This window comes from Paraburkholderia sp. RAU6.4a (assembly GCF_050435625.1).
In the GTDB taxonomy this organism is placed as follows: Bacteria; Pseudomonadota; Gammaproteobacteria; order Burkholderiales; family Burkholderiaceae; genus Paraburkholderia; species Paraburkholderia tuberum.
This window is the reverse complement of sequence record NZ_JBNDKQ010000003.1, coordinates 1,645,922-1,670,860: the sequence shown is the minus strand read 5'-3', so window position 1 is coordinate 1,670,860 and position 24,939 is coordinate 1,645,922. Positions and strand designations below refer to the sequence as shown.

Below are 24,939 nucleotides of genomic sequence, written 5' to 3'. Positions count from 1 at the left end.
TCCCAACCGTGCGTTTCTGTGAGCTCCCGCGGGAGTTCACACCAATCCCCTTCGGGGAGACACACCTGTTATAGGATCAAGCCTTACGGGCAATTAGTATCAGTTAGCTCAGTACATTACTGTACGTGCACACCTGACCTATCAACGTCCTGGTCTTGAACGACCCTTCAAGGGGCTCGAAGCCCCGGGGATATCTCATCTTAAGGCGAGTTTCCCGCTTAGATGCTTTCAGCGGTTATCTCTTCCGAACATAGCTACCCGGCGATGCCACTGGCGTGACAACCGGTACACCAGAGGTTCGTCCACTCCGGTCCTCTCGTACTAGGAGCAGCCCCCTTCAAATATCCAGCGCCCACGGCAGATAGGGACCAAACTGTCTCACGACGTTTTAAACCCAGCTCACGTACCTCTTTAAATGGCGAACAGCCATACCCTTGGGACCGGCTACAGCCCCAGGATGAGATGAGCCGACATCGAGGTGCCAAACACCGCCGTCGATATGAACTCTTGGGCGGTATCAGCCTGTTATCCCCAGAGTACCTTTTATCCGTTGAGCGATGGCCCTTCCATACAGAACCACCGGATCACTATGACCTGCTTTCGCACCTGTTCGACTTGTCAGTCTCACAGTCAAGCACGCTTATGCCATTGCACTATCAGCACGATTTCCGACCGTACCTAGCGTACCTTCGTACTCCTCCGTTACACTTTGGGAGGAGACCGCCCCAGTCAAACTGCCTACCATGCACTGTTCCCGACCCGGATCACGGGCCAAGGTTAGAACCTCAAACAGATCAGGGTGGTATTTCAAGGACGGCTCCATTGAGACTGGCGTCCCAACTTCATAGCCTCCCACCTATCCTACACAGACCGGTTCAAAGTCCAATGCAAAGCTGCAGTAAAGGTTCATGGGGTCTTTCCGTCTAGCCGCGGGGAGATTGCATCATCACAAACACTTCAACTTCGCTGAGTCTCGGGAGGAGACAGTGTGGCCATCGTTACGCCATTCGTGCAGGTCGGAACTTACCCGACAAGGAATTTCGCTACCTTAGGACCGTTATAGTTACGGCCGCCGTTTACCGGGACTTCAATCAGGAGCTTGCACCCCATCATTTAATCTTCCGGCACCGGGCAGGCGTCACACCCTATACGTCCACTTTCGTGTTTGCAGAGTGCTGTGTTTTTATTAAACAGTCGCAGCCACCAGTTTATTGCAACCCTTTCACCCTTCTGGCGCAGGCCAGTCAGGCTATGAGGGCGTACCTTATCCCGAAGTTACGGTACCAATTTGCCGAGTTCCTTCTCCCGAGTTCTCTCAAGCGCCTTAGAATACTCATCTCGCCCACCTGTGTCGGTTTGCGGTACGGTCACTGTGAAACTGAAGCTTAGAGGCTTTTCCTGGAACCCCTTCCAGTTGCTTCGCCACCGAAGTGGCTCGCCTCGCACCCTTGAATTCTGCGCCCGGATTTGCCAAAGCGCCTTCTCCAATGCAAGGACCGGGACTTCCAACACCCGGACAACCTTCCGCGATCCGTCCCCCCATCGCATTTCACAATGGTGCAGAAATATTAATCTGCTTCCCATCAGCTACGCATTTCTGCCTCGCCTTAGGGGCCGACTCACCCTACGCCGATGAACGTTGCGTAGGAAACCTTGGGCTTACGGCGAGGGGGCCTTTCACCCCCTTTATCGCTACTCATGTCAGCATTCGCACTTCCGATACCTCCAGCACACTTTCCAGTGCACCTTCGCAGGCTTACGGAACGCTCTCCTACCATGCACATTACTGTGCATCCGCAGCTTCGGTATATGGCTTAGCCCCGTTACATCTTCCGCGCAGGACGACTCGATCAGTGAGCTATTACGCTTTCTTTAAAGGGTGGCTGCTTCTAAGCCAACCTCCTGACTGTTTTAGCCTTCCCACTTCGTTTCCCACTTAGCCATATTTGGGGACCTTAGCTGGCGGTCTGGGTTGTTTCCCTCTTGACACCGGACGTTAGCACCCGATGTCTGTCTCCCGTGATTGCACTCTTCGGTATTCGGAGTTTGCTATGGCGTAGTAATCCGCAATGGACCCCACAACCATGACAGTGCTCTACCCCCGAAGGTGAGACACGAGGCACTACCTAAATAGTTTTCGGAGAGAACCAGCTATTTCCAGGTTTGTTTAGCCTTTCACCCCTATCCACAGCTCATCCCCTAACTTTTCAACGTTAGTGGGTTCGGTCCTCCAGCACGTGTTACCGTGCCTTCAACCTGGCCATGGATAGATCACCTGGTTTCGGGTCTACACCCAGCGACTGGACGCCCTGTTCGGACTCGCTTTCGCTACGCCTGCCCTAATCGGTTAAGCTCGCCACTGAATGTAAGTCGCTGACCCATTATACAAAAGGTACGCCGTCACCCCTTCGCAGAGGCTCCGACTGTTTGTATGCATGCGGTTTCAGGATCTGTTTCACTCCCCTCCCGGGGTTCTTTTCGCCTTTCCCTCACGGTACTGGTTCACTATCGGTCGATCACGAGTATTTAGCCTTGGAGGATGGTCCCCCCATCTTCAGACAGGATTTCACGTGTCCCGCCCTACTTCTCGTACACCCAGTTCTTCCATGCTGTTTTCGTCTACAGGGCTATCACCTGCTATGGCCGCACTTTCCAGAGCGTTCGACTAACAATACAGATAACGTGTACCGGCTGATCCCATTTCGCTCGCCACTACTCTGGGAATCTCGGTTGATTTCTTTTCCTGCGGTTACTTAGATGTTTCAGTTCACCGCGTTCGCCTCACGCAGCCTATGGATTCAGCTACGGATACTCCATTAGGAGTGGGTTTCCCCATTCGGACATCTCCGGATCAATGCTCGTTTGCCAGCTCCCCGGAGCTTTTCGCAGGCTACCGCGTCCTTCATCGCCTGTGATCGCCAAGGCATCCACCACATGCACTTGTTCGCTTGACCCTATAACGGGTGTGTCTCTGTGTCGACCCACGTTAGCGCTTTAGCGCTTAACGTGGGTCCCATCCCCGGAGGGGATAGACGCACTCGCTACAGGTTGAGTATTCGTGTTGCGCCGTATTCCAAAGCGATCTCTCGATCACCTTTAAAATACATCGATACAATCACAACCCTGATTCACCTACTCACACACCCATCTCCAGGTATGCTTTCGTGAATCTCTTTACTACTTCTTCCTGATTGTTAAAGAACGGCAGCCGGTATGAAGCCTGTGCCTCATACCGCTCTGACTGGCTCAATCGCCAATGCGCAACGCTCTGCCTTCATGCAGAACCCTGCGCATTGAGGATTGGTGGAGGATGACGGGATCGAACCGACGACCCCCTGCTTGCAAAGCAGGTGCTCTCCCAGCTGAGCTAATCCCCCAGTCCCACAGATAGTCCAGCGGCCCCAGCCCTTCAGCTCACCAGACAAGACACTGGTGGGTCTGGATGGATTCGAACCATCGACCCCCGCCTTATCAAGACGGTGCTCTAACCGGCTGAGCTACAGACCCTGAGCCTGCCTGCGTTGCTTCTAACCACAGCCGATAAGCGTGAGCACTTGAGTGCAATGAATGCACAGCTCTGGAAAGGAGGTGATCCAGCCGCACCTTCCGATACGGCTACCTTGTTACGACTTCACCCCAGTCATGAATCCTACCGTGGTGACCGTCCTCCTTGCGGTTAGACTAGCCACTTCTGGTAAAACCCACTCCCATGGTGTGACGGGCGGTGTGTACAAGACCCGGGAACGTATTCACCGCGGCATGCTGATCCGCGATTACTAGCGATTCCAGCTTCACGCACCCGAGTTGCAGAGTGCGATCCGGACTACGATCGGTTTTCTGGGATTGGCTCCACCTCGCGGCTTGGCAACCCTCTGTTCCGACCATTGTATGACGTGTGAAGCCCTACCCATAAGGGCCATGAGGACTTGACGTCATCCCCACCTTCCTCCGGTTTGTCACCGGCAGTCTCCCTGGAGTGCTCTTGCGTAGCAACTAGGGACAAGGGTTGCGCTCGTTGCGGGACTTAACCCAACATCTCACGACACGAGCTGACGACAGCCATGCAGCACCTGTGTTATGGCTCCCTTTCGGGCACTCCCGCCTCTCGGCAGGATTCCATACATGTCAAGGGTAGGTAAGGTTTTTCGCGTTGCATCGAATTAATCCACATCATCCACCGCTTGTGCGGGTCCCCGTCAATTCCTTTGAGTTTTAATCTTGCGACCGTACTCCCCAGGCGGTCAACTTCACGCGTTAGCTACGTTACCAAGCCAATGAAGGCCCGACAACCAGTTGACATCGTTTAGGGCGTGGACTACCAGGGTATCTAATCCTGTTTGCTCCCCACGCTTTCGTGCATGAGCGTCAGTATTGGCCCAGGGGGCTGCCTTCGCCATCGGTGTTCCTCCACATCTCTACGCATTTCACTGCTACACGTGGAATTCCACCCCCCTCTGCCATACTCCAGCGCTGCAGTCACCAATGCAGTTCCCAGGTTAAGCCCGGGGATTTCACATCGGTCTTACAGCACCGCCTGCGCACGCTTTACGCCCAGTAATTCCGATTAACGCTCGCACCCTACGTATTACCGCGGCTGCTGGCACGTAGTTAGCCGGTGCTTATTCTTCCGGTACCGTCATCCCTCACGGATATTAGCCACGAGGTTTTCTTTCCGGACAAAAGTGCTTTACAACCCGAAGGCCTTCTTCACACACGCGGCATTGCTGGATCAGGCTTGCGCCCATTGTCCAAAATTCCCCACTGCTGCCTCCCGTAGGAGTCTGGGCCGTGTCTCAGTCCCAGTGTGGCTGGTCGTCCTCTCAGACCAGCTACAGATCGTCGGCTTGGTAGGCCTTTACCCCACCAACTACCTAATCTGCCATCGGCCGCCCCTTGAGCGCGAGGTCCCGAAAGATCCCCCGCTTTCCTCTCCCGAGCGTATGCGGTATTAATCCGGCTTTCGCCGGGCTATCCCCCACTCCAGGACACGTTCCGATGTATTACTCACCCGTTCGCCACTCGCCACCAGACCGGAGTCCGTGCTGCCGTTCGACTTGCATGTGTAAGGCATGCCGCCAGCGTTCAATCTGAGCCAGGATCAAACTCTTCAGTTCAAACCTGTTACTGTGTTCGGGCTCTCTCGAACCCGGTCGCTCACTCAACGTACTGACGATGATTGATCCGTCTTTCGACAGACAAACCTTCCTCCAATACTGTGTGAGGCTTCTGATACTTCTGCCTGACAGCAGACTCCGGAGAATCCGCCGCCGCATTCCGCATCAAGCGCCCACACTTATCGACTGTTAGTTTTTAAAGATCGGTCCGCCAAACCCGCCGCGCCTGAACCACCACTACCCGGCACCGCTTCGTTTGCGTCGCTGCGTCTGCAGCAGAGAAGCGAGATTATGGAGAGCGGTCAACAACACGTCAATACCCTTCTGCGAATTTCTTTTGGGGACAGCATGCGAGGATACGACTCCATATACAGGAAAACGACATCGAGCCCCCTTGCGCAAGGAGCAACTCGCCCCTATCTAGGTTAGGCCGCGCGCATGGCCACGGACTATGCACCTGCGTAGCCTCACGCAATGCCTGCGACAACAGCGACGATGATTTGATGTGCACCCATGAGCGCGAACCCCCAAGCTCGTATATAATGCGAGCCGCGCAAAATTTCGCATGTCCATCGGCCCGCTTCGAGCGGGCTCATCTTTTTTGCTCCCCAGAGCACAGCCCAACAACCGCGTTGAGTCACATCAGGTGATGCTGAGCCCTGCTCGAAACGCCTGACGGTAGCGTCTTGCGTCTCATAGCGAAGCCTCTAGAGGAAATTACGTGAACCCTTTCGATCGCGAAGATTCGCAACACGACACCGCCTTCACTGCCAAAGTTCCGTCCGGCCGTTCGGCCAAAGGCAAGGGCGCCGGCAAAGCGATTCCCGTGGCAGCCGAGCTGCTGCCGCAACAAGCCGAAGAACGCCAGCGCCTGATGCGCGCACTGATCCAGCTGGGTAAAGAGCAAGGCTACCTGACCCACGCGCAGATCAACGACCACCTGCCCGACAACTTCACCGCAACCGCCGCGATCGACAGCATCGTCAGCGCGTTCAGCGACATGGGCGTGCAGGTCTACGAGCAGGCCCCGGACGCGGAAACGCTGCTGCTCAACTCGAATTCCCCCGCCGTGGTGTCGGACGACCAGGCGGACGAGGAAACCGAAGTCGCGCTGTCGACCGTCGACTCCGAGTTCGGCCGCACCACCGACCCCGTGCGTATGTACATGCGCGAAATGGGCGCGACCGAGCTGCTCACCCGCGCAGGCGAAATCGCGATTGCGAAGCGCATCGAAGACGGCCTGCACGAAATGGTGCAGGCGATCGCCGCGTGCCCGCTCGCGATCTCCGCGATCCTCGCGAGCGCGCAGCAGGTTGTCGACGGCGAGCTGCGCATCGACGAACTCGTCGACGGCCTGAATGAAGAGACGGCCGCCGCGGAAGAAGTCGCGAGCGCCGACACGGATGCCGATGAAGTCAGCGACGCCGACGAAGACAGCGAAGACGAAGAAGACGACGACGTCGGTCCGGAAGATTCGTCGGCGGCGGACGAAGCTCGCCTGAAGCAGCTCACGAGCGACTGCCTCGAAATCTTCGCCCAGGTCGGCATTCTGTACGACCAGATGAACGCGTCGCACGCGCGCGGCGACGTCACGTCGAAGGCCTATCTGCGCGCACGCGAAGACATTCAGCAGCACCTCGCGAAGATCCGCTTCACCGCACGCACGATCGACCGTCTGTGCGGCGACGTGCAGCGCCAGGTCGCGCAAGTGCGCGCGATCGAGCGCAACATTTTGCAGATCGTCGTCTCGAAGGCCGGCATGCCGCGCGAGAAGTTCATCGAAACGTTCGCGGGTAGCGAGGCCGACCTCGGCTGGACCGAGCGTGCCGCGCGCACCGGCGCGTCGACCTATGGTGCGGCGCTCGAGCGTCACCTGCCGGCCATCCAGTCCGAACAGCAGAAGCTCATCGACATCGAAGCGACGGTATCGCTGCCGCTCAAGCATCTGAAAGAAATCAACCGCCAGATGGTCGCGGCCGAATCGAAGATGCGCAAGGCCAAGAGCGAGATGATCGAGGCGAACCTGCGTCTCGTGATCTCGATCGCGAAGAAGTACGTGAACCGCGGCATGCTGTTCCTCGACCTGATCCAGGAAGGCAACATCGGTCTGATGAAGGCCGTGGACAAGTTCGAATACCGTCGTGGCTGGAAGTTTTCGACGTACGCGACGTGGTGGGTCCGTCAGGCCGTCACTCGTTCGCTCGCGGATCAGGCGCGCACGATCCGCGTGCCGGTGCACATGATCGAAACGATCAACAAGCTGAACCGCATTTCGCGCGAGATCCTGCAGCAGACCGGCCAGGAAGCGCATCCTGCGGTGCTCGCGGAACGCATGGAACTGTCGGAAGAGAAGGTGCGCGGCATTCTGAAGATCGCGAAGCAACCCGTATCGCTCGAAACGCCGGTCGGCGACGACGGCGATGCGACGCTGGGCGACATGATCGAAGACGCTGGCGTATCGTCGCCGGCGGATGCCGCGATGCAGGCCGACCTGCGTGCCGCGATCGACGACGCGCTCGACTCTCTGTCCCCGCGCGAAGCGAAGGTGCTGCGCATGCGCTACGGCATCAACACGAAGTCGGATCACACGCTTGAAGAAGTGGGCAAGCAGTTCGACGTGACCCGCGAGCGGATCCGCCAGATCGAGAGCAAGGCGATGCGCAAGCTCATGCATCCGAGCCGCGCGGACCGTCTGAAGTCGTTCCTCGACCGATAAGCGTTTGCCACGCTTGCCGTGCGCGCTGCACGGCAAGCCGCCCACATCGTCATACACAAGCAGCGGGATGAACCGGTCGACGGTGAGTCCCGCTGTTTGCTTTTGTGCCGTACCTTTCCACAATTCTTCAGGCGCGAATTCTCCGCTTCGCTTCCCGCCCTGTTGTCCACAGATTTTGGGAACAAGCTTGTGGACAACCTGCGCATGACTGCGCTAACTCATTGAGCGTACTGCGTTTCGCGCTCGCGCCTGAGATGAGTCGCGTGTCCCATTACTTGCCGCACATCGTGCGCCCCCCGCCCATTGCCGCGCTCTCAACGCGAGTCCAATCTCAGAAGGCGCCACCATGATCGAGCAGATTCAGCATGCCCTCGCCAGTCAGCGGCGCCGCCACGGTGCTTTGCCCCAGCATATGCGGATCGAGGTAGCCGGAAACCTGCAGCGTGTCGACGGCAAACCGCATCAGCCGATGCAGCACGATTGGCGCCCCAAGGCCGAGCGTAAACACGATGATCGCAAGGTTGCCGCACTGCAAACTGAGCAGACGCGCCACGCTGACGTTACTGCCGAAATGCAATTGCGAGCCGAGCGACGTATTGCCCATCACGTGGCGCGTCAGCGCGGCGACATAGAAGCCGCGGATCAGCATCGTGCCGATGGAGAACAGCGCATAAAACAAAAACAGCGATCCGAGCGCGGCCCGCGACGGCGCCGTACTCGCCCCCGGCACCTGGCCGACATGCATCGATGCGAGAGCGCCCTTCAGAAACACCATGAACAGCACCGCGAACAACACGACCACGCCGACGAACGTAACGAGGAACAGACCGTAGACGACCCACGCGCGCCCCTTGAAGCGAAACGCCAGGCTACCGAAGCTGCTCGCGTTGATGCGGCACTCCATTAGACGCATTGATGTCCACGGCGTCATCTGGCCAAGCGTGACAACGCACAACAGCGCGTACAGCAACGCGCGCACGCCGAAGCCGAGCGCCGAGCCGGTCATGCCGCCGCGAATACCGCACCACTGCGTCCGGCTCAGCCGATAGCGCTGCGCGCCGAAAAAGGCACCCGCCGCGAGCACGACGATCAGCAGATACAACGCGATGACAGGCAGCCAACCGAGTGCCGCGCTTTTCGTCAGCATGCGCAAGACCACGCTTAGCGCGCCAGCCGCGACCACCGCGCTGAACACGACCACGATCGCGAACAGAAAGCCCTTGAATAGCTCGCCCCCGGTGCCGGTGTACTCGAAGCGCTCGTCCTGAAACCGCATGCGCGACCAGACATATCGGCGGTTGTTCGTGGTCGCCCAGAAGCGGTAAATACCGAGCGTCACGATTTGCAGCACAAGGTTTCTGAAAAAGATGCCGTAGAGGTCGCCAAGCGTGCCGTCGTAGATCAGCAGCGGCCGCTTCTCGTCGAGTGAATTCATTGCGTTGCCCCCTTTTCCTCATTTAACGTTTTTGTGGCCCACTCACGCATTCTCGTGCGGCACTCATATGCGGCATGCATGGGCGAACGCGACGGGCGACGATGCTTTCCCGTGCGAAAGCCGACTCGTGTGGCGCGAACCCGTGTAAAACCTGTCTTTCAGACATTCCGGGAATCACGCAAAACGGAAGCGGGCCGGCAAGCACGATAATTACACGGTTTCTTATCTTTATAAATGGCATTTCCGCATATAAATCGACAACTTCCATTACAAGATTTGGCAACGCCCGAATTTATTCGAATTGCATAATCTTGAAATTAAGGCGTGCAATAACGATTTCATTGGGGGCAATCATTTGAGGGTCCACTCGCGCGTATGCGCCGTTCGACGTGGCAATCCCGGGCGGCCTCATCTGCGGCTTGCCACGGTCGCTCTCATAGAAGGCACGCGCGGACGAAAACGATTGCGTATTCGAACTCAACGCGATTCGCGATTAATAAGGAATGCGGTGAATTCTGTTAAATCGCCACAATTGTTGGCATTTCGATAAACAAACCCGACTGCACATTAGATGCTCGCCGGGTAATCTGCCGCATTCCACTGATTGTGTTGATGCAATCAGGATTTTATTGCTCGTCGCAGTACTGCTCGAGCGCGCGGTTCATTCGGTGCACGCCGGTTTCAATCTCCTCCGCACCCGGCGCGGCAAACGACAGGCGCAGCGCAGCTCTATCGGCCGCGTCCTTGTAAAACGCGACACCCGGCACGAACATCACGTTCTGTTCGATGCACACGCGCAGATAGTCGGACGCATCGCGTGCCGCGTTCAGACGCGCCCACACGAACATGCCGCCGGCCGGACGATGAAATGCGATGTGCCGCGCGAGATGCGTGTCGAGCGCATCGCATAGCGCGCGGCATTTGACGGAATACGCATCGACAATGCGCGGCAGATGCCGCTCCAACCCGCCGCTCGCGAGGTACTCGGCGGCAATCGACTGGGTCCAGGGCGCGCTGCATAGATCGACGGTCTGCTTGGCGACCGCGCATCGAGCCATATAAGGCGCTACACCACGTTCTTTTCGATGATCGGCCGGTTTTCGAGCACGCGCGTAAAGCTTAGTGAACTGAGATCGAGCGTCGCATAGCGGCCATGCAGAATCAATTCGCTGATGCCGCGTCCGGTTGCCGGCCCTTGCTGCAAACCGTGGCCGCTGAAGCCGTTCGCGAAAATGCAGTTATCGATATCCGGGTGATGGCCAATGATCGCGTTCTGATCGAGCACGTTGTATTCGTAATAGCCGGACCAGCAGTTCTGCACGCGCAGCGCCTCGAATTGCGGCACGCGATTGGCGAGCGTCGGCCAGATCACGTCGTCGAATAGCACGTGATCGACTTCATCGAGCGGTAGATCGTCGGGATCGTTATCGGCCGACGGCGACGTGCCGCAGATATACGAATTGCCTTCAGGCCGGAAGTACACGCCACTCGGATCGATCAGCAGCGGACAGCGTTCAAGCTTTGCCGGCGACGTGACGTTGAAGATACTGCGCCGCCGCGCATAGACGGGCAGATCGATGCCGACCATCTGTGCGACCTTGCGCGACCATGCGCCGGCCGCGTTGACGACGACGTCGCAAGCATAGGTCTCACCGTCCGCGGTTTGTACCTGCGTGACGCGATTGCCCTCGCGATGCAGCGCGGTGACGTCTGCCGCGACATAGCGCGCGCCGAGCGCCTGCGCTTTCTTGCGCAGCGCCTGTACTAAACCGTAGCCGTCGAACCAGCCCTCGCCGCTTTCGCCATAAGCGCCGGCAACGAGGTCGTCGGTATTGAGCCAAGGGAAGCGCGTTTGCAAGCCATGCGTGTCGAGCAGGCTGATATCTGCGCCGAGGCTTTTTTGCAGCGCGTGATTCTCGCGCAGCGTCGCTTCACCGGCAGGCGTCGCGAGAAACAGGTAGCCGCCTTCGTGCAGATCGATCGAGGGCCGGGTGCCGTCGACTTCGAGCCGCTCGCCGATCGAGCGAAGAAATTCGATGCCGAACAGCGACATCTGAATGGAAAGCGGCGTAGAAAACTGCTGCCGGATCGACGCCGCCGACAAGGCCGACGACGAACGCGCATAGGTCGGGTCGCGCTCGATTACCGTGACGCCGACTGTCGGATCGGACAGCCGCAAGAAATACGCAATCGAACTGCCGATCACCCCACCGCCGACGATCACGACTTTCGAACTCACGTCTTACTCCACGAGTAACGTGGCCGCTCCGGAACGCCGGGCGGCGCAAACGGATTGCTATCTGGAACGCGCGGCTGTGGCGCGCCGGACGGCGACGGCGGCGCACCGGCATCAACGCGATGCGCCGCCAACGTTTACGACGTCACACTTGCGCGCTCAGTCGAGATTGAAGTCGATACCCTGCGCAAGCGGCAACGCCGACGAGTAGTTCACGGTATTGGTCGCGCGACGCATATACGCCTTCCATGCATCCGAACCCGACTCGCGCCCGCCGCCCGTTTCCTTTTCGCCGCCAAACGCACCGCCGATCTCCGCGCCGCTCGGTCCGATGTTGACGTTCGCGATGCCGCAGTCGCTGCCCGACGCGGACAGGAAGCGCTCCGCTTCGCGCAGGTCGCTCGTGAACACGCACGACGACAAGCCGTGATGCGCTGCATTGTTCGCCTCGACCGCATCGGTGAAATCGGCATAGCGCAGCACGTACAGAATTGGCGCGAACGTTTCCTTCAGCACGACCGACGTTTGCGACGGCATCTCGACGATGGCCGGACGCACGTAGTAGCCGCCCTCATAACCCTTCACTTCGACTCGCTCGCCGCCGAACACGTTGCCGCCCTCGGCCTTCGCCTGCTGCAGCGCTTCCTGCATGCGGTCGAACGATTGACGGTCGATCAGCGGCCCCATCAGCGTGCCCTTGTCGAGCGGATTGCCGATCGGCACGCGGCTATACAGCTGCTTCAGACGCTCGACCGTCTTCTCGTACACGCTGTCGTGCACGAACAGACGCCGCAGCGACGTGCAGCGCTGACCGGCCGTACCGACCGCCGAGAACAGGATGCCGCGCATCGCGAGTTCATGGTCGGCCGTCTGCGTGACGATGCCGGCGTTGTTGCCACCGAGTTCGAGCAGCGAGCGGCCGAAGCGCTTCGCCACTTCGACGCCAACCTTGCGACCCATTTCCGTGCTGCCCGTCGCGCTGACGATCGACGCGCGCGGATCGGCCACGAGCTTTTCGCCCACGTCGCGTCCGCCGTTGATCAACGCGGCCAGGCCGGCTGGCGCGTCGCCGAATTCCTTCAGCGCGTCTTCGAGAATCCTGTTCACGGCCAGCGCCGAGAGCGGTGTCTTTTCCGACGGCTTCCAGATCACCGCGTTGCCACACACCAGCGCGAGCGCCGCATTCCATGACCAGACCGCCACCGGGAAATTGAACGCCGAGATCACGACGCAGGTGCCGAGCGGATGCCACGACTCCGCCATCCGATGACCCGGGCGCTCGGACGCGATCGTCAAACCGTACAGCTGACGCGACAGACCGACCGCGAAATCGCAGATGTCGATCATTTCCTGCACTTCGCCCATGCCTTCCTGCAGGATCTTGCCCGTCTCCAGCGAGACGAGGCTGCCGAGCGCCTGCTTCTGTTCGCGCAGCCGATTGCCGAGCAGCCGCACCAGCTCGCCGCGGCGCGGCGCCGGCACGTTACGCCACACGGCAAACGCGTCTTTGGCCCGGGCGAGCGCCGCGTCGACCTCGACCGCCGTCTGGCTGGCCACACGGCCGATGAGCTCGCCGGTGATCGGCGAATGAACGGCGATATCGCCGGCTTGCGCGGCTTGGGCAATGCCGAGATCGGCGAGGATAGTGGACGCGTCCATGTGAACCCCTTTAATTTCCGATACGAAACAAGAGTAAGTTCGGAAACTATACACGCGGGTTTTTGTGACGGCAAGAAGATGGTCGGGAATGAAATACCGGTTGACAAAAGGGGGGCGATGTTTCCAGAAGGAAACTTCGTCAGACTTCGGGCGGGTGTCACGCCCGCGCGTCAAGCCGCGTCAAGCATCTGACCCGCCATCCTCCTCCAGCACCGCCATCAACCGGTCGACCAACACACGCGCGAACGGCGGCAAGTCCTTCAGACTGCGCACGCAGATCTTCAGCTTGCGCACGGCCCACGGATCGTTCAGGCCGACGATCGCGATCTGCATCGTCTTTCTGTGCCGCAGCGCGACCGACTCCGGCACGATGCCGATTCCGACACCCGCCTCGATCATCCGGCACGCGGCCTCGAAGTTGCCGACCTGGATGCGAAGTTTGAGACGCGCGCCGAGCGCATCGGCGGCACTCGTGATGAACGCGTGAATCGCGCTCGACGTCGGCAGGCTCACGAAGTTCGCGTTCAGCACCTGCGAAAAATCGACCGACGCCTGTCTCGCAAACGGATGCTCGCACGACGTAACCAGCACGAGCCGATCGTCGCGATATGGCAGCATCTGCAGATGCTCGGCATGCACATTGCCCGCGACGATCCCGATATCGGTCGCGCTGTCGGCGACGCCCTTGACGATCTCGCCGCTCAGCACTTCGCGCAGATCGATGTTCACGTCCGGGTGACCGCGCAGGAAACGGCTCAGCACGGCCGGCAGAAACTCGCTGATCGCGGTCGTGTTGGCCCAGATGCGCACGTGGCCCTTGATGCCCTCGCCATACTCCTGCATGTCGCCGGCCAGATGCTCGACGCGTTCGAGCACGAGCCGCGCGTGATGCACGAAGGCTTCGCCCGCGGGTGTCGGCGTCACGCCCTGGCTGGTTCGATAGAGCAGCTTGATGCCGAGCTGCTCCTCGAGATTCTTGACCCGGTTGCTGGCGGCCGGCGCCGACAGGTGCGAACGCTCCGCCGCACGCGCGAGGTTGCGCGTGTCGGCGATATGCAGGAGCAGGCGTAAATCGACGAAATCGAAGTGCATGATGAAAGCTGCTAGCGAAGCATGCGCAAAGCAAACTTTCATCTTAACCGGGTGAAGTGAAAATTTAGCCGGGGAAAGATCCGAATCGACAGATCACCTTGATGCGGGCACGGCTTAAGCCGACTCTCGCATCATCTCCGCTTGCGGTATCAGCTCGGCATCGGGCGAAATCTCTTCGAGCGTCTGCTGACTCGTTTCGATGCGCAGCGCGAGAATCGCGATACTCAGCAACAACAGCACGCCACCGACCATCGTCAGCACACCCGTCACGCCGAACTCCGTGTAGAGCAGCAGCGCGACGTAGGGTGTCGACATCGACGCCGCGCGGCCGCACGTGCCGGCCACGCCGGTGCCGCGCAAGCGATGCGCGGTCGGAAACAGCTCGGGGATATAGCCGAACAGGCCGAGCGTGCAGACCGTGTAGATCGTCGTGACGAGCGCGAAACCGACGACCGCGATCGGCACTGGCGCGCGCATCTGCACGTAGACGAAGCCGAGCACGATCGTTGCAAGCGAGAACAGCACGATGCCGTTGCGTCGCCCCAGGCGGTCCGTCACGAGATAAGCGACGACAGCGCCGGCCGGCGCACCGAACGACATCAGCAGCACGAAGCCGAGCGACTGCACGATGGTCAGGCCTTCCTTGACGAAGAACGTCGGCAGCCACGCGACGAAACCGTACAGCGACATGTTGATCGCCATGCAGGTCAGCGCGGCGACCAGCGTGCGGCCGATCATGCCGCGCGCGAACAGCGCCGAGAACGGCGCGGCCGGCACCTCGTGACTGACCACGCGCGAAACCGGCGGCAGCTTGCCGACACGCGCCTCGACCTGTCGCTCGATTGCCGAGACGGTGGCCTCCGCCTCTTCGAGCCGGCCGACCGTTTCGAGCCAGCGCGGCGACTCCGGCATCCGATGCCGCAGGAACCACACGACCATCGCGCCAACCCCCGCGATCGCGAACATGTAGCGCCAGCCGAGATGTGGAATTACCCAATAGCCGACTGCGGTCGCGCCGAGCAGACCGGAGTTGACGATCAGCGCGAGCAGCGCGGTCCAGCGGCCGCGTGTGGCGGGTGGCACGAACTCACACAGCGTGCCGGCCGCGACCACGAGTTCGGCGCCAAGGCCAATGCCCATGACGAAGCGCAGCAGGATCAGCCAGTAGATGTTCGGCGCGAAGCAGGCGGCGAGCGATGCGATGCCGAAGATCGCGAGATTGGCCTGATACGAATAGCGTCGACCGAAGCGGTCGCCGAGATAGCCTGCCAGCCCCGCGCCGATCATCATGCCCATGAAGGTCGCGGAGATGAAGAACGAGCCGAGGCGGAGATCGGTGAAGCCGGTTTTGACCATCGCCGCGAGCACGCCGTTGGCGAGATAGATGTCGAAGGCGTCGAGGAAAGCACCCGCGCCGATCAGGCCGAGGATGTTCCAGTGGAAGCGGGTGATCGGCAGGCGGTCGAGGCGTGCGCCGGAGTTGATGAGGGCTGGCAAATTGTGTCTCCTGTCTTTTTAGGCTGCGCGCGGGCGAGAGGCGCGAGCGCGGAACAGTTCTGCGCGACCGCCTTCGTTCGATGCGGCGGCTCGGGGCAGAGCGCTGAACGGCCGTTGTCGGATCGTGCAGGGCCGTTGGCTTCAAGAGTGCGACAGGTGACGTGGGCTGGGAATTGGGCTTTTTGGAGGTGAGTGTTCCGGTTTGATTAAGGGAATGGCAAAAAAGCGATTTGCATACCCGAAAGGCGGCAGCGCCGAACCGCAGCGCGAGGTCAAAGCCCTCGAGAACGAGATCGTCGAAATGGTCGCGCGCGATGAACTCGATTTCGAGTTCAGGATGCGCATCCATGAACTGATCGAGTCGTTGCCCAAAGCCGGTGACTGAGCCGGAATTATCGCCGGCTCAAGCCCCGTCGCGCCGTTTATCCCGCTGTCCGGTTCTGCACGGGCACTTCTGCGCCGGCGCTCCGCGTGACAGAGTCGCTGAGGTCCGTCCTCGTATTGATGAACCAGGCGGAAACCGAAGCCAACAAGAAGCAGCCGACGAAGAGGTGGAATACGACATTGAAGTCGTCATTCGTCCTGGTCAGGATGTAACCGACGATCAGCGGGGAAAGAAATCCTGCCAGCTGACCCGCCGCATTGACAAAACCGATTGCCGACCCGACGACCTTGTTCGGCAGCGCGACGTTCGGGATGGTGTACAGCGAACAGCCGGCCATGGTTGAGAAGAAGTAGCCGATCGTCTGAAAGAACACCGCCGTTTCCACGGTCTCCGCATGGGCCGTCAGATAGGCAAAGATGGCGGCCACGACGCAGCCGAGGACGACAAGCAATTCGCGACGATTGCGGAAGAACTTGTCGGAAAGAAAGCCCGTGATGCAATAGGCAATCGTGCCGACGAGAAATGGCACCGACGCCATAATGCCCATTCTGGCCGTCGAAAGGCCGCGCGCTTTCAGCAGATACGTCGGGAACCAGCTCATGATGCCCCACGAGGCGATGCTGAAAACGAACAAGGTGACGAAGCACCACCAGACCAGCGGCGTTTTCACCAAACCAGCAAAATCCGCTTTGCCGGCAGAGGCAGACAAAAACTTTTCGCTGGTACCGATTTCCTCCAATTCGATCTTCGAAACGTGCTTGCTGTCTTTCGGGCAGTTTCTGATATAGATCCAGCCGAATACGGCCATCGCGACACCGGGTATGAACAGACTCGTGAAAATCGCGCGCCATCCCCACGCGGCCATCACGGCCGCCACGAACAGCGGCGCCAATGCGGGTCCCAGCGCATTAGTGGTCATCATCAGCCCGGTTGCCCGTCCCACTTCGCGCTTTGGGAACCACGCCGACAGTGCCTTGAACGCGGCGGGAGGAAAGAGCGCTTCGCCGATGCCGAACGCGACCCGCACCACCAGCATCAAGCCGAGCGAATTGCACAGTCCGGTAAGCGCGGTGAAAATCGTCCACCAGGTGATGCCGATCGTCGTCATCAGCCGCGGACCGAATCTGTCTGCAAGCAGGCCAGCCGGGATCTGACATAGCGCGTAGCTAAAGAAGAACGCGCTCAGGATTCCACCCATTTCCATCGTGGACAGATGAAACTCGGACGCAATGAATGGAATAGCCGCTGCCATGATCATTCTGTCCATGTAACAGAGCAGATAGATTGCGAACAAAATAAGCAGCACGAGGTAGCGATGTCTCCAACGAAAGCGCATGAGATCTTCCTTATTATTAAATGACAGCGATGACACGAAATCCGAGCTTTAGCCGATCAGTTGGCGGTACGAGAACCACTTGAAATCGGCAGGCTCGCGAAAGCCAAGCATGTCGTTGACGGTGATACCCGCGAATGCCCCCGTGAAGCCGATGGGGGTTGCATATTCATCGCTGAGTTTCGTGAAATCCTTTGCCAGTTCAAGGTCATTCCAGTCACCGTGCGTCAAGCGATAGAAGAAGCGCAGTTTCGCGTCCACGACGCGAATCCGCAGGTCGATCCCGGTGGCCTCGGGCAGCGTCGCCAGTCGATTGCTGTAGGCGAAGCTGCCGGCATCCATTTCCATGTAGGACAGGATTTTTGTGCCGTCGTCGTCGCGCGTGACGAACAGATAGTAGAAGGTGTTCTCGTCGTAACGCGCCATGAGCCCAGCCATGTGCAGATATGACTTGGGTGAAAATTCCAGCGCGCTTTCGACTTCGAACTGCCAGTCACGGATGCGACAGGCCAACAAGCTTTGATGGAACCGCGAAGTCGGCGACTCTTGCCCCCTTATCCGCAGATAGCCCGGACGTTCGTGAAGATTGCACCAGTCGTCGCCGATGGGGATGCGCAGACTCTGCAGTTCCAGGGGCAGCGCGGCATGTTGTCCGAAATCGATCGTCCAACTGCTGTCGAGCCTTTGCTCGATATCCGAGCCGATCGCGAAAGATTCGGCGGGAACCACTCCGCCACTGGCGAGGCGGGGCCAGTCGGCATGCCATTCGATAGGTGCGACACAGGTTTCACGGCCTAGCGGCGAGCGCTTCGTGTGCGCATCGATCGGTCTCGATCCGAGATACGTCATGTACCACTGGCCGTTGGGACCCTCGACCAGGTTGCCGTGGCCGGTCCGCTGAATCCGTCCATTCGCGTCGCGCGACGTGAGCATCGGCGTATCAGGATGAAGCTCGTATGGACCGAAAATGTCGCGGGACCTGGATACACACGTTGCATGTGTATAGCCTGTGCCCCCCTCCGCTGTGATCAGGTAGTACCAGTCTCCCTTCTTCAGCAAATGCGGAGCCTCGTAGATCTGACATTTCATGAAGTAATCGGTCTTGAGGTTGGCGCCTTTATAGATGACGTGCTCGTCGCCGATCAGCTTTTCCTCCTGCACCGAGTATTCCCGCAGAACGATTCCGACGAACAGGTCTTCGTAGATACCTCTGAAATCGCGCCGGATATAGGCGAGCCACTTTTTGCCAGATTCGTCGTGGAACAGGGATGGATCGTATCCACCGGACACGAGATGCACGGGCTCCGACCAGGGTCCGGTGATGTCCGGGGCGGTGACGAGGTAGTTGTGCATGTCACGAAGCGGGGAGATCTTCTGCTCGCCTTTCCATGCCTTGGTGTCGGTATAGACGAGCCAATAAAGACCGTCGTGATAGGAGAGGGCTGGCGCCCATATGCCTGCGGACGGCTGCTCTCCGATCAGGTTCAATTGCGATAGTCTGTCAAGAGGCGTGGCCTTGAGTTCCCAGTTGACGAAATCTTTTGATTCGTAAATGAGAACGCCCGGATACCATTCAAACGTTGAAACCGCGATATACCACGCATCTTTGCCACGGCACACGCAAGGATCCGGATTGAAGCCGCGCAGAACTGGATTTTGAATAGTACTCATCGGGAGGGTATTTTTTGACGTGCTGAGAGGAACAAATCTTCTTTATCGACAACGTTGGGACAGCGAAACTTTCCGTCGAAATGTGTTACCGATAACAATTTAATCTAGCATGTGACCTGCTAACTATTCAAGTGCGACGATGGGGGGTAGGGGCGACGGAAAACCGCATTGTCAGAAGCTTTCGGAATCGCCCACAACCCTCCGCGCCCGCAGAATCACCGGCATATCGACCATCCTCCCATCCACGGCAACCGCGGCGCCATGGCTCGCCTCGACAGCCGCAAGCACCCGTTGCGCCCACTCCACGTCGGCGTCACTCCATGCATACGCGCGATGCACCGGCTCGATCTGCTTCGGATGAATGCAAAGCTTGCCGCCGAAACCGAACCGCCGGCCGCGCCGCGCATCAGCTTGCACCGCGTCAGCATCGGTAATGGTCGTCGACACGCCATCCACCGGCGCACCAATGCCAGCCAGCCTCGACGCAAGCACGATCTGCGAGCGAAACAGATGCAACTCCTCGCCATCCCCATCGATGCCGAGATCGATCTGAAAATCCAGCGTACCGAAGACGATACGCAGCACGCGCGGCGCGCTGCATAACTCCGCAAGATTCGCGAACCCGCGCGCGGTCTCGACAATCGGCAGCACGCTCAACGCCGGATGCGCGTTGGCCAGCACCGCGCCGATCTGTTCGCGCGTCTCAGCCTTCGGCAGCACGATTCCGGCGACGCCGGTCTGCCCAACGAGCGCCGCAACGTCATCTGGAAACCATGGCGTATCCGAGCCATTGATACGCACCCAGGCGGCCCGCGATGCGTTAGCCGACACCGCGGCCACAACCGCCGCACGCGCCGGCACCTTCTGATCCGGCTGCACCGCGTCTTCCAGATCGAGAATCACCGCATCCGCGCCGGCCGCATAGGCCTTGTCAAACCGCTCAGGCCGATTCCCAGGCACGAACAGATACGACCGGGGCAACGCGCTCATGCCGCCACCATCGTGCGCGAAGTTGCATCGAATACCGAGCCAATCTGCTTCTCTTCGGCAATATGCCATGCGCGGCGAAGCAGTTGCGCCGCCTCCTCTTCGCTAGCCGCACCCGAAAACGCCGCCAGCCGATGCAGCTTCGTCGCAATCTCGTCGCGCGACAAGGTATTGCCTGGATCGCCCTTCGGCTCATCGACACGCCCATCGAACACGCGCGCCGTCGGCCGTCGTCACCGTGACCTTGCCGATCCAGCGTGCGGGATAGGCGGCGTCGACTTCAGCGTCGAGCGCCATTGTGACCTTGTCGCGAAACGCGGCGATCTCGCTCGCGTCGAAACCCTGCTCGAATTCGGTCACGCCGGCATAGCCGTGATGCGCGACCAGCCCGAGCACTGTGCCCATGTTGAACTTCGCCTGATGTACGCTGCGCGGCGCGACCACGGGACCGAGCACATCGATCGCGCCTTGATGCACGTGCGCGACGACCTTCGCGATGTCGCGCGGCGCGAAACGATGCGTCTGCACGACGGCGAGCAGCGCATCGGCGGCCGGATGCGTATGGCGGCACGCCGCGTGATACTTGAACGACGTCTCCGCGGTCGCCCAGCGGCTGCCAAGCCGATCGACGAGGCGCGCCGGATCGGCGTCGCTCGACATGCCGGCGGCCATGCCCTGGGTGCCTTCGAGAATGTGCGTCGCGCCCTTGAAGCCGTCGGCGGCGAGTTGCGCGGCCATCAGGCCGTTCGCGGCGGCCATCGCGGTGTGCAGTTGCTTCGAGTCGGCGGCGTCGCGCAGAAATTCCCATAGGCCGCTCGCCTGCGTGCCCGCCGAGCCGAACGCATCGAGCATTTGGGACGGCAACAAACCCAGCAAGCGTCCTGCCGTTGCCGCGGCCGCGACCGTGCCGACCGTGCCCGTGGTGTGAAACACCTTGTAGTGCGAGCGCCCGAGAAATTCGCCGATGCGAATGCCGACCTCGTATCCCGCCACCGCCGCCGCGATGAAGTCGCGCCCCGACGCTCGCTTTGCCTGTGCCAACGCGAGCGCAACCGGAAACACCACGGTCGCCGGATGAAACACCGAGCCATTGTGCACATCGTCCTGTTCGGCGAAATGCGATGCCGCGCCGTTGATCATCGCGGCGAAATACGGCGTGGTTCGACCGCGGTCGATCAGCACCTCGCAGAGGCCCTCGTTCGTCGCCCCGGCTGCCGCGCGTGCGAACCGCGCGATCGTCTCGACCGGGCGCGCACCCTTGCCGGCCAGCGCCGAGCCGAGCCAATCGACGTACAGGTTGACGGTACGCTCGACGACCTCGTGCGGGATGCGGTCGAAGTCGAGTTGCGCGGAGAAAGTGGCAAGCGTGAGACTGGGATGGTCGTTCATGGGGTCGTTACCGAATCAGATCGTGCCCGCCGCGCGCAGCGCGTCGATACGCCCATTGTCGTAGCCAAGCTCACGCAGAATTGCTTCCGTATGTTGACCAAGCGTGGGCACAGGGTCCATTCGCGGCTCGAGGTCGGAAGGCAGACCGGGCGGCCGCAATGCGGGTATCGTCCCCGTTGCCGTGCCGACTTCCTGCCAGCGCTCGCGCGCCTTCAGTTGCGGATGCGCCCACACGTCGGCGAGCGTATTCATCTGCGCGTTCGCGATGCCTGCCTCATCGAGTCGATCGATCACGTGCGCCGCGCTCTGCTTCGCGAACGCCGCGACGATCACCTCGCGCAGGGCGTCGCGCGCCGCAGTGCGTTTCGAGTTCGATGCAAAGCGTTCGTCGGTTGCCAGTTCAGGCTGTTCGAGCACGCGCTCGCAGAACAGCTTCCATTCGCGTTCGTTCTGCAGGCCAAGCATGACCGTCTTGCCGTCGCCAGCGGGAAACGGGCCATAAGGATAGATCGTTGCATGCGCGGCGCCCGCAAGCGCGGGCTGCGACTGACCGTCGATCGCGTAGTAGAGCGGATAACCCATCCACTCGACCATGCTCTCGAGCATCGATACATCGATGCGGCAACCGCGCCCTGTGCGCCCACGCTGCAACAGCGCGCTCAGGATGTTCGAATACGCGTACATGCCCGCCGCGATATCGGCGATCGAACAGCCCGCTTTCGCTGGCGCGCCGGGCGAACCGGTGATCGACAGGAAGCCGGACTCGCTTTGAATCAGCAGGTCGTACGCCTTCTTGTCGCGATACGGACCGTCCGCGCCGTAGCCGGAAATATCGCAGACGATCAACTTCGGATACTTGTGGCTCAATGTGTCATAGCCGAGGCCAAGCCGTTCGGCCGCGCCTGGCGCGAGGTTCTGAACGAGCACGTCGGCATCGGCAACCAACGCATCGAGAATCCCGGCCGCCGCGGGCTGCTTCAGGTCGAGCGAAAGACTCTCCTTCGAGCGATTGGTCCACACGAAGTGCGACGACAGCCCATGCACACGTTCGTCATAGCCGCGCGCGAAATCGCCGACGCCGGGCCGTTCGATCTTGATCACGCGCGCCCCGAGATCCGCCAGTTGACGCGTGCAGAACGGCGCGGCAATCGCGTGTTCGAGCGTGATGACCTTGATACCGTCGAGTGGTCTCATGATGTCCGCCAGCGGGTCAAAACGAACGCGGCAGCCCGAGGATATGCTCGGCCACGTACGAGAGAATCAGATTGGTCGATATCGGCGCGACTTGATACAGACGCGTTTCACGAAACTTGCGCTCGACGTCGTACTCGCACGCGAAGCCGAAGCCGCCGTGAAATTGCAGGCACGCATTGGCCGCTTCCCACGACGCATCCGCCGCGAGCAGCTTCGCCATATTCGCCTGCGCACCGCACGGTTGACGTGCGTCGAAACGACGTGCCGCTTCGAAGCGCATCAGGCTCGCTGCCTCGACGTTGATGAACGAGCGCGCGATCGGAAACTGCACGCCCTGGTTCTGTCCGATCGGCCGGCCGAACACGACGCGCTCCTTCGCGTATTCGGTGACTTTATCGACAAACCAGTAACCGTCGCCGATGCATTCCGCGGCGATCAGCGTGCGCTCCGCGTTCAGGCCATCGAGAATGTATTTGAAGCCTTGCCCTTCCTCGCCGATCAGATTCTCGGCCGGAATTTCGAGGTTGTCGAAAAAGAGCTCGTTGGTCTCGTGATTGACCATGTTCAGAATCGGCTGCACGGTCAGGCCATGACCGATCGCCTCGCGCAGATCGACGATGAAGATCGACATGCCCTCTGATTTCCTCTTCACGTCCGCGAGCGAAGTGGTGCGTGCGAGCAGAATCATCAGGTCCGAGTGTTGCACGCGCGAGATCCACACCTTCTGACCGTTGATCACGTAACGGTCACCGCGCCGCTCTGCGGTCGTCTTGATCTTCGTCGTATCGGTGCCGGTGGTCGGCTCGGTCACGCCCATCGATTGCAAACGCAGGTCGCTGTTCGCGATCTTCGGCAGATACTTGCGCTTCTGTTCTTCCGAACCGTGCCGCAGCAGCGTGCCCATGTTGTACATCTGCCCGTGGCACGCGCCCGAGTTGCCGCCCGCGCGATTGATCTCTTCCATGATCACCGACGCTTCCGTGAGCCCGAGCCCCGAGCCGCCGAAGTCCTGCGGAATCAGCGCGGCGAGCCAGCCGGCCTTCGTCAGCGCGTCGACGAACTCTTCCGGATAGCCGCGCGCCTCGTCGATCTTGCGAAAGTACTCGCCGGAAAACTGCTGACACAGATCGCGCACGGCCTCGCGAATGTCCTGGAACGAATCGTGTTGCGTGGTTTGCATAGTCGGGTCTCGCGGAATTCAGGCGAGCGCGGCGGTCGCGCGCATGGTCAGATAACCTTCGTAGTCCTTCGCCCACAGGTCGATGGTCTTGCCGTCGGCGGCGGGCTTGCCGCATACCGTGAACGGCTGGTCCGCGAACGTGGGGCGAAGCGCGCGAAACGCGAAGCTTTGCAGCGTCGCTTGCGGCAGTTCTCGGCGCACGAGATCGACCAGCAGCGTCGCGATCAGCGGGCCATGCACGACGAGGCCCGGATAGCCTTCGACCTGCGTGACATAAGGATGGTCGTAGTGAATGCGATGGCCGTTGAAAGTCAGCGCCGAGTAGCGCAACAGCATCACGGCATCGGCGTCGATCGTGCGGCGCCATGTTTCGTCTTCGGGCGCGGGCGCCGGCTGTTGCGGCCGCGCTCCCTCCTGCGGCGCGTCGCGATAGACGATGTCGTGCTCCTCTTCGAGCTTCAACTCGCCATCGACTTCGATCGTATGTTGCACGGTGACGAACACGAGGCGGCCCGAGCGGCCGGTCTTGTCCTCGATATTGGCGATCGTCGACGTGCGCCGCGCATGCTCGCCGATCTTCAGCGGCGCATGAAACGTGAGCCGGCCGCCAGCCCACATGCGGCGCGGCAGTGGCACGGGCGGCAGAAAACCGCCACGCTTCGGATGTCCGTCGGGTCCGACTTCGGAGAGCGGCGTGATCGGCAGAAAGTACAGCCAGTGCCACAACGGCGGCACGGTGTTACCGCTTTCCTCGCGATCGAGCGTGGCGGCAAGCGCCTTCAATGGAAACGCGGTGATGTCGTCTTCGGCCACCGCCTGCTTGTTGAGCCAATCGTCGAGTTTCTCTGGGGCAGCGGACATGACGGAGTCTCCAGATTCAGTGTGATGGTCCTCGTTAGGGCCCACTATGACCGACGCGCTGCGTTCCGCGAAGTTCGATTTTCCGAAGCGGGCCTTTGTTTTTCGTTAAGACGTTGAGCCCAGCGAGCGGCGCTGACGATCTGTTGTCAGCGCGATCGGCGATTCGATGTGGCTTGACCTTAGTGCCGGG

Annotated in this window: 13 protein-coding genes, 2 tRNA genes, 2 rRNA genes and 2 pseudogenes; 2 read left to right on the top strand and 17 right to left on the bottom strand. The window is 60.2% G+C overall.

All coding sequences use genetic code 11. The features are described from left to right. Positions 1 to 72: 72 nt before the first annotated feature. From OKW40_RS32300 to OKW40_RS32285, 4 genes are all read right to left on the bottom strand, one after another. Positions 73 to 2,954 (bottom strand): 23S ribosomal RNA (locus OKW40_RS32300). A gap of 347 nt (positions 2,955 to 3,301) precedes the next feature. Next, positions 3,302 to 3,377 (bottom strand) — tRNA-Ala (locus OKW40_RS32295). A 53-nt stretch (positions 3,378 to 3,430) separates the two neighbouring features. Further along, positions 3,431 to 3,507: transfer RNA gene (locus OKW40_RS32290), tRNA-Ile, on the bottom strand. Positions 3,508 to 3,581: 74 nt separating this feature from the next. Then, positions 3,582 to 5,114 (bottom strand): 16S ribosomal RNA (locus tag OKW40_RS32285). Together the 16S and 23S rRNA genes with 2 tRNA genes alongside form the textbook arrangement of a ribosomal RNA operon. Positions 5,115 to 5,835: 721 nt before the next feature. On the opposite strand from OKW40_RS32285, the gene rpoD reads away from it, so the two are divergent. Continuing rightward, positions 5,836 to 7,830 carry an RNA polymerase sigma factor RpoD gene (gene rpoD, locus OKW40_RS32280; protein WP_090808526.1) on the top strand — a complete coding sequence of 665 codons (1,995 nt, stop codon included), beginning with the start codon at positions 5,836 to 5,838 and terminating at the stop codon, positions 7,828 to 7,830. A 331-nt stretch (positions 7,831 to 8,161) separates the two neighbouring features. Here rpoD and OKW40_RS32275 read toward each other — a convergent pair whose 3' ends face one another. The 6 genes and pseudogenes from OKW40_RS32275 to OKW40_RS32250 all read right to left on the bottom strand — a co-directional run bounded on the left by OKW40_RS32275 (position 8,162) and on the right by OKW40_RS32250 (position 15,749). Further along, entirely contained in the window at positions 8,162 to 9,265 is a 1,104-nt protein-coding gene (locus OKW40_RS32275; protein ID WP_429352600.1) for a YjgN family protein, read from the bottom strand. Between the two features lie 626 nt (positions 9,266 to 9,891). Further along, a pseudogene (locus OKW40_RS32270) lies at positions 9,892 to 10,317 on the bottom strand (aminotransferase class I/II-fold pyridoxal phosphate-dependent enzyme); the annotation flags it as partial. A gap of 14 nt (positions 10,318 to 10,331) precedes the next feature. Next, positions 10,332 to 11,504 carry an NAD(P)/FAD-dependent oxidoreductase gene (locus tag OKW40_RS32265; protein ID WP_184068948.1) on the bottom strand — a complete coding sequence of 391 codons (1,173 nt, stop codon included), beginning with the start codon at positions 11,502 to 11,504 and terminating at the stop codon, positions 10,332 to 10,334. A 156-nt stretch (positions 11,505 to 11,660) separates the two neighbouring features. Beyond that, positions 11,661 to 13,160 (bottom strand): L-piperidine-6-carboxylate dehydrogenase, encoded by a 1,500-nt coding sequence (amaB, locus tag OKW40_RS32260; RefSeq protein ID WP_429493295.1) that lies wholly within the window; start codon positions 13,158 to 13,160, stop codon positions 11,661 to 11,663. A 180-nt stretch (positions 13,161 to 13,340) separates the two neighbouring features. Beyond that, complete coding sequence (locus tag OKW40_RS32255; RefSeq protein ID WP_429493294.1) at positions 13,341 to 14,252, bottom strand: LysR family transcriptional regulator; 912 nt, start codon at positions 14,250 to 14,252, stop codon at positions 13,341 to 13,343. A gap of 114 nt (positions 14,253 to 14,366) precedes the next feature. Further along, complete coding sequence (locus OKW40_RS32250) at positions 14,367 to 15,749, bottom strand: MFS transporter (RefSeq protein WP_429403780.1); 1,383 nt, start codon at positions 15,747 to 15,749, stop codon at positions 14,367 to 14,369. A 214-nt stretch (positions 15,750 to 15,963) separates the two neighbouring features. Here OKW40_RS32250 and OKW40_RS32245 point away from each other — a divergent pair, with 214 nt between their 5' ends. Then, the gene (locus OKW40_RS32245; RefSeq protein WP_429352603.1) at positions 15,964 to 16,134 is read left to right on the top strand and encodes a hypothetical protein; all 171 of its coding nucleotides are present in this window, start codon (positions 15,964 to 15,966) and stop codon (positions 16,132 to 16,134) included. Positions 16,135 to 16,171: 37 nt separating this feature from the next. Here OKW40_RS32245 and OKW40_RS32240 read toward each other — a convergent pair whose 3' ends face one another. The 7 genes and pseudogenes from OKW40_RS32240 to OKW40_RS32210 form a co-directional block, all read right to left on the bottom strand. Next, positions 16,172 to 17,470, bottom strand: a complete 1,299-nt coding sequence (locus tag OKW40_RS32240) for an MFS transporter (RefSeq protein WP_429493293.1) — start codon at positions 17,468 to 17,470, stop codon at positions 16,172 to 16,174. A gap of 48 nt (positions 17,471 to 17,518) precedes the next feature. After that, entirely contained in the window at positions 17,519 to 19,138 is a 1,620-nt protein-coding gene (locus OKW40_RS32235; protein WP_429493292.1) for a glycoside hydrolase family 43 protein, read from the bottom strand. A gap of 171 nt (positions 19,139 to 19,309) precedes the next feature. Then, positions 19,310 to 20,128 (bottom strand): HpcH/HpaI aldolase/citrate lyase family protein, encoded by an 819-nt coding sequence (locus tag OKW40_RS32230; protein WP_429493291.1) that lies wholly within the window; start codon positions 20,126 to 20,128, stop codon positions 19,310 to 19,312. Next, positions 20,125 to 21,514, bottom strand: a pseudogene (locus OKW40_RS32225) (MmgE/PrpD family protein). Before OKW40_RS32225 ends, OKW40_RS32230 begins: the two are co-directional and overlap by 4 nt. 15 nt (positions 21,515 to 21,529) lie before the next feature. Next, positions 21,530 to 22,708 (bottom strand): CaiB/BaiF CoA transferase family protein, encoded by a 1,179-nt coding sequence (locus OKW40_RS32220; protein WP_429333016.1) that lies wholly within the window; start codon positions 22,706 to 22,708, stop codon positions 21,530 to 21,532. 16 nt (positions 22,709 to 22,724) lie between these two features. Further along, the gene (locus tag OKW40_RS32215) at positions 22,725 to 23,888 is read right to left on the bottom strand and encodes an acyl-CoA dehydrogenase family protein (protein ID WP_429493290.1); all 1,164 of its coding nucleotides are present in this window, start codon (positions 23,886 to 23,888) and stop codon (positions 22,725 to 22,727) included. 18 nt (positions 23,889 to 23,906) lie between these two features. Then, complete coding sequence (locus OKW40_RS32210; protein ID WP_429493289.1) at positions 23,907 to 24,749, bottom strand: FAS1-like dehydratase domain-containing protein; 843 nt, start codon at positions 24,747 to 24,749, stop codon at positions 23,907 to 23,909. Positions 24,750 to 24,939: the final 190 nt, after the last annotated feature.

Coding starts and splice junctions, on each gene's coding strand:
- OKW40_RS32275 (WP_429352600.1), bottom strand. CDS start 9,265: ATGAATTCACTCGACGAGAAGCGGCCGCTGCTGATCTACGACGGCACG.
- amaB (WP_429493295.1), bottom strand. CDS start 13,160: ATGGACGCGTCCACTATCCTCGCCGATCTCGGCATTGCCCAAGCCGCG.
- OKW40_RS32255 (WP_429493294.1), bottom strand. CDS start 14,252: ATGCACTTCGATTTCGTCGATTTACGCCTGCTCCTGCATATCGCCGAC.
- OKW40_RS32245 (WP_429352603.1), top strand. CDS start 15,964: ATGGCAAAAAAGCGATTTGCATACCCGAAAGGCGGCAGCGCCGAACCG.
- OKW40_RS32240 (WP_429493293.1), bottom strand. CDS start 17,470: ATGCGCTTTCGTTGGAGACATCGCTACCTCGTGCTGCTTATTTTGTTC.
- OKW40_RS32235 (WP_429493292.1), bottom strand. CDS start 19,138: ATGAGTACTATTCAAAATCCAGTTCTGCGCGGCTTCAATCCGGATCCT.
- OKW40_RS32230 (WP_429493291.1), bottom strand. CDS start 20,128: ATGAGCGCGTTGCCCCGGTCGTATCTGTTCGTGCCTGGGAATCGGCCT.
- OKW40_RS32220 (WP_429333016.1), bottom strand. CDS start 22,708: ATGAGACCACTCGACGGTATCAAGGTCATCACGCTCGAACACGCGATT.
- OKW40_RS32215 (WP_429493290.1), bottom strand. CDS start 23,888: ATGCAAACCACGCAACACGATTCGTTCCAGGACATTCGCGAGGCCGTG.
- OKW40_RS32210 (WP_429493289.1), bottom strand. CDS start 24,749: ATGTCCGCTGCCCCAGAGAAACTCGACGATTGGCTCAACAAGCAGGCG.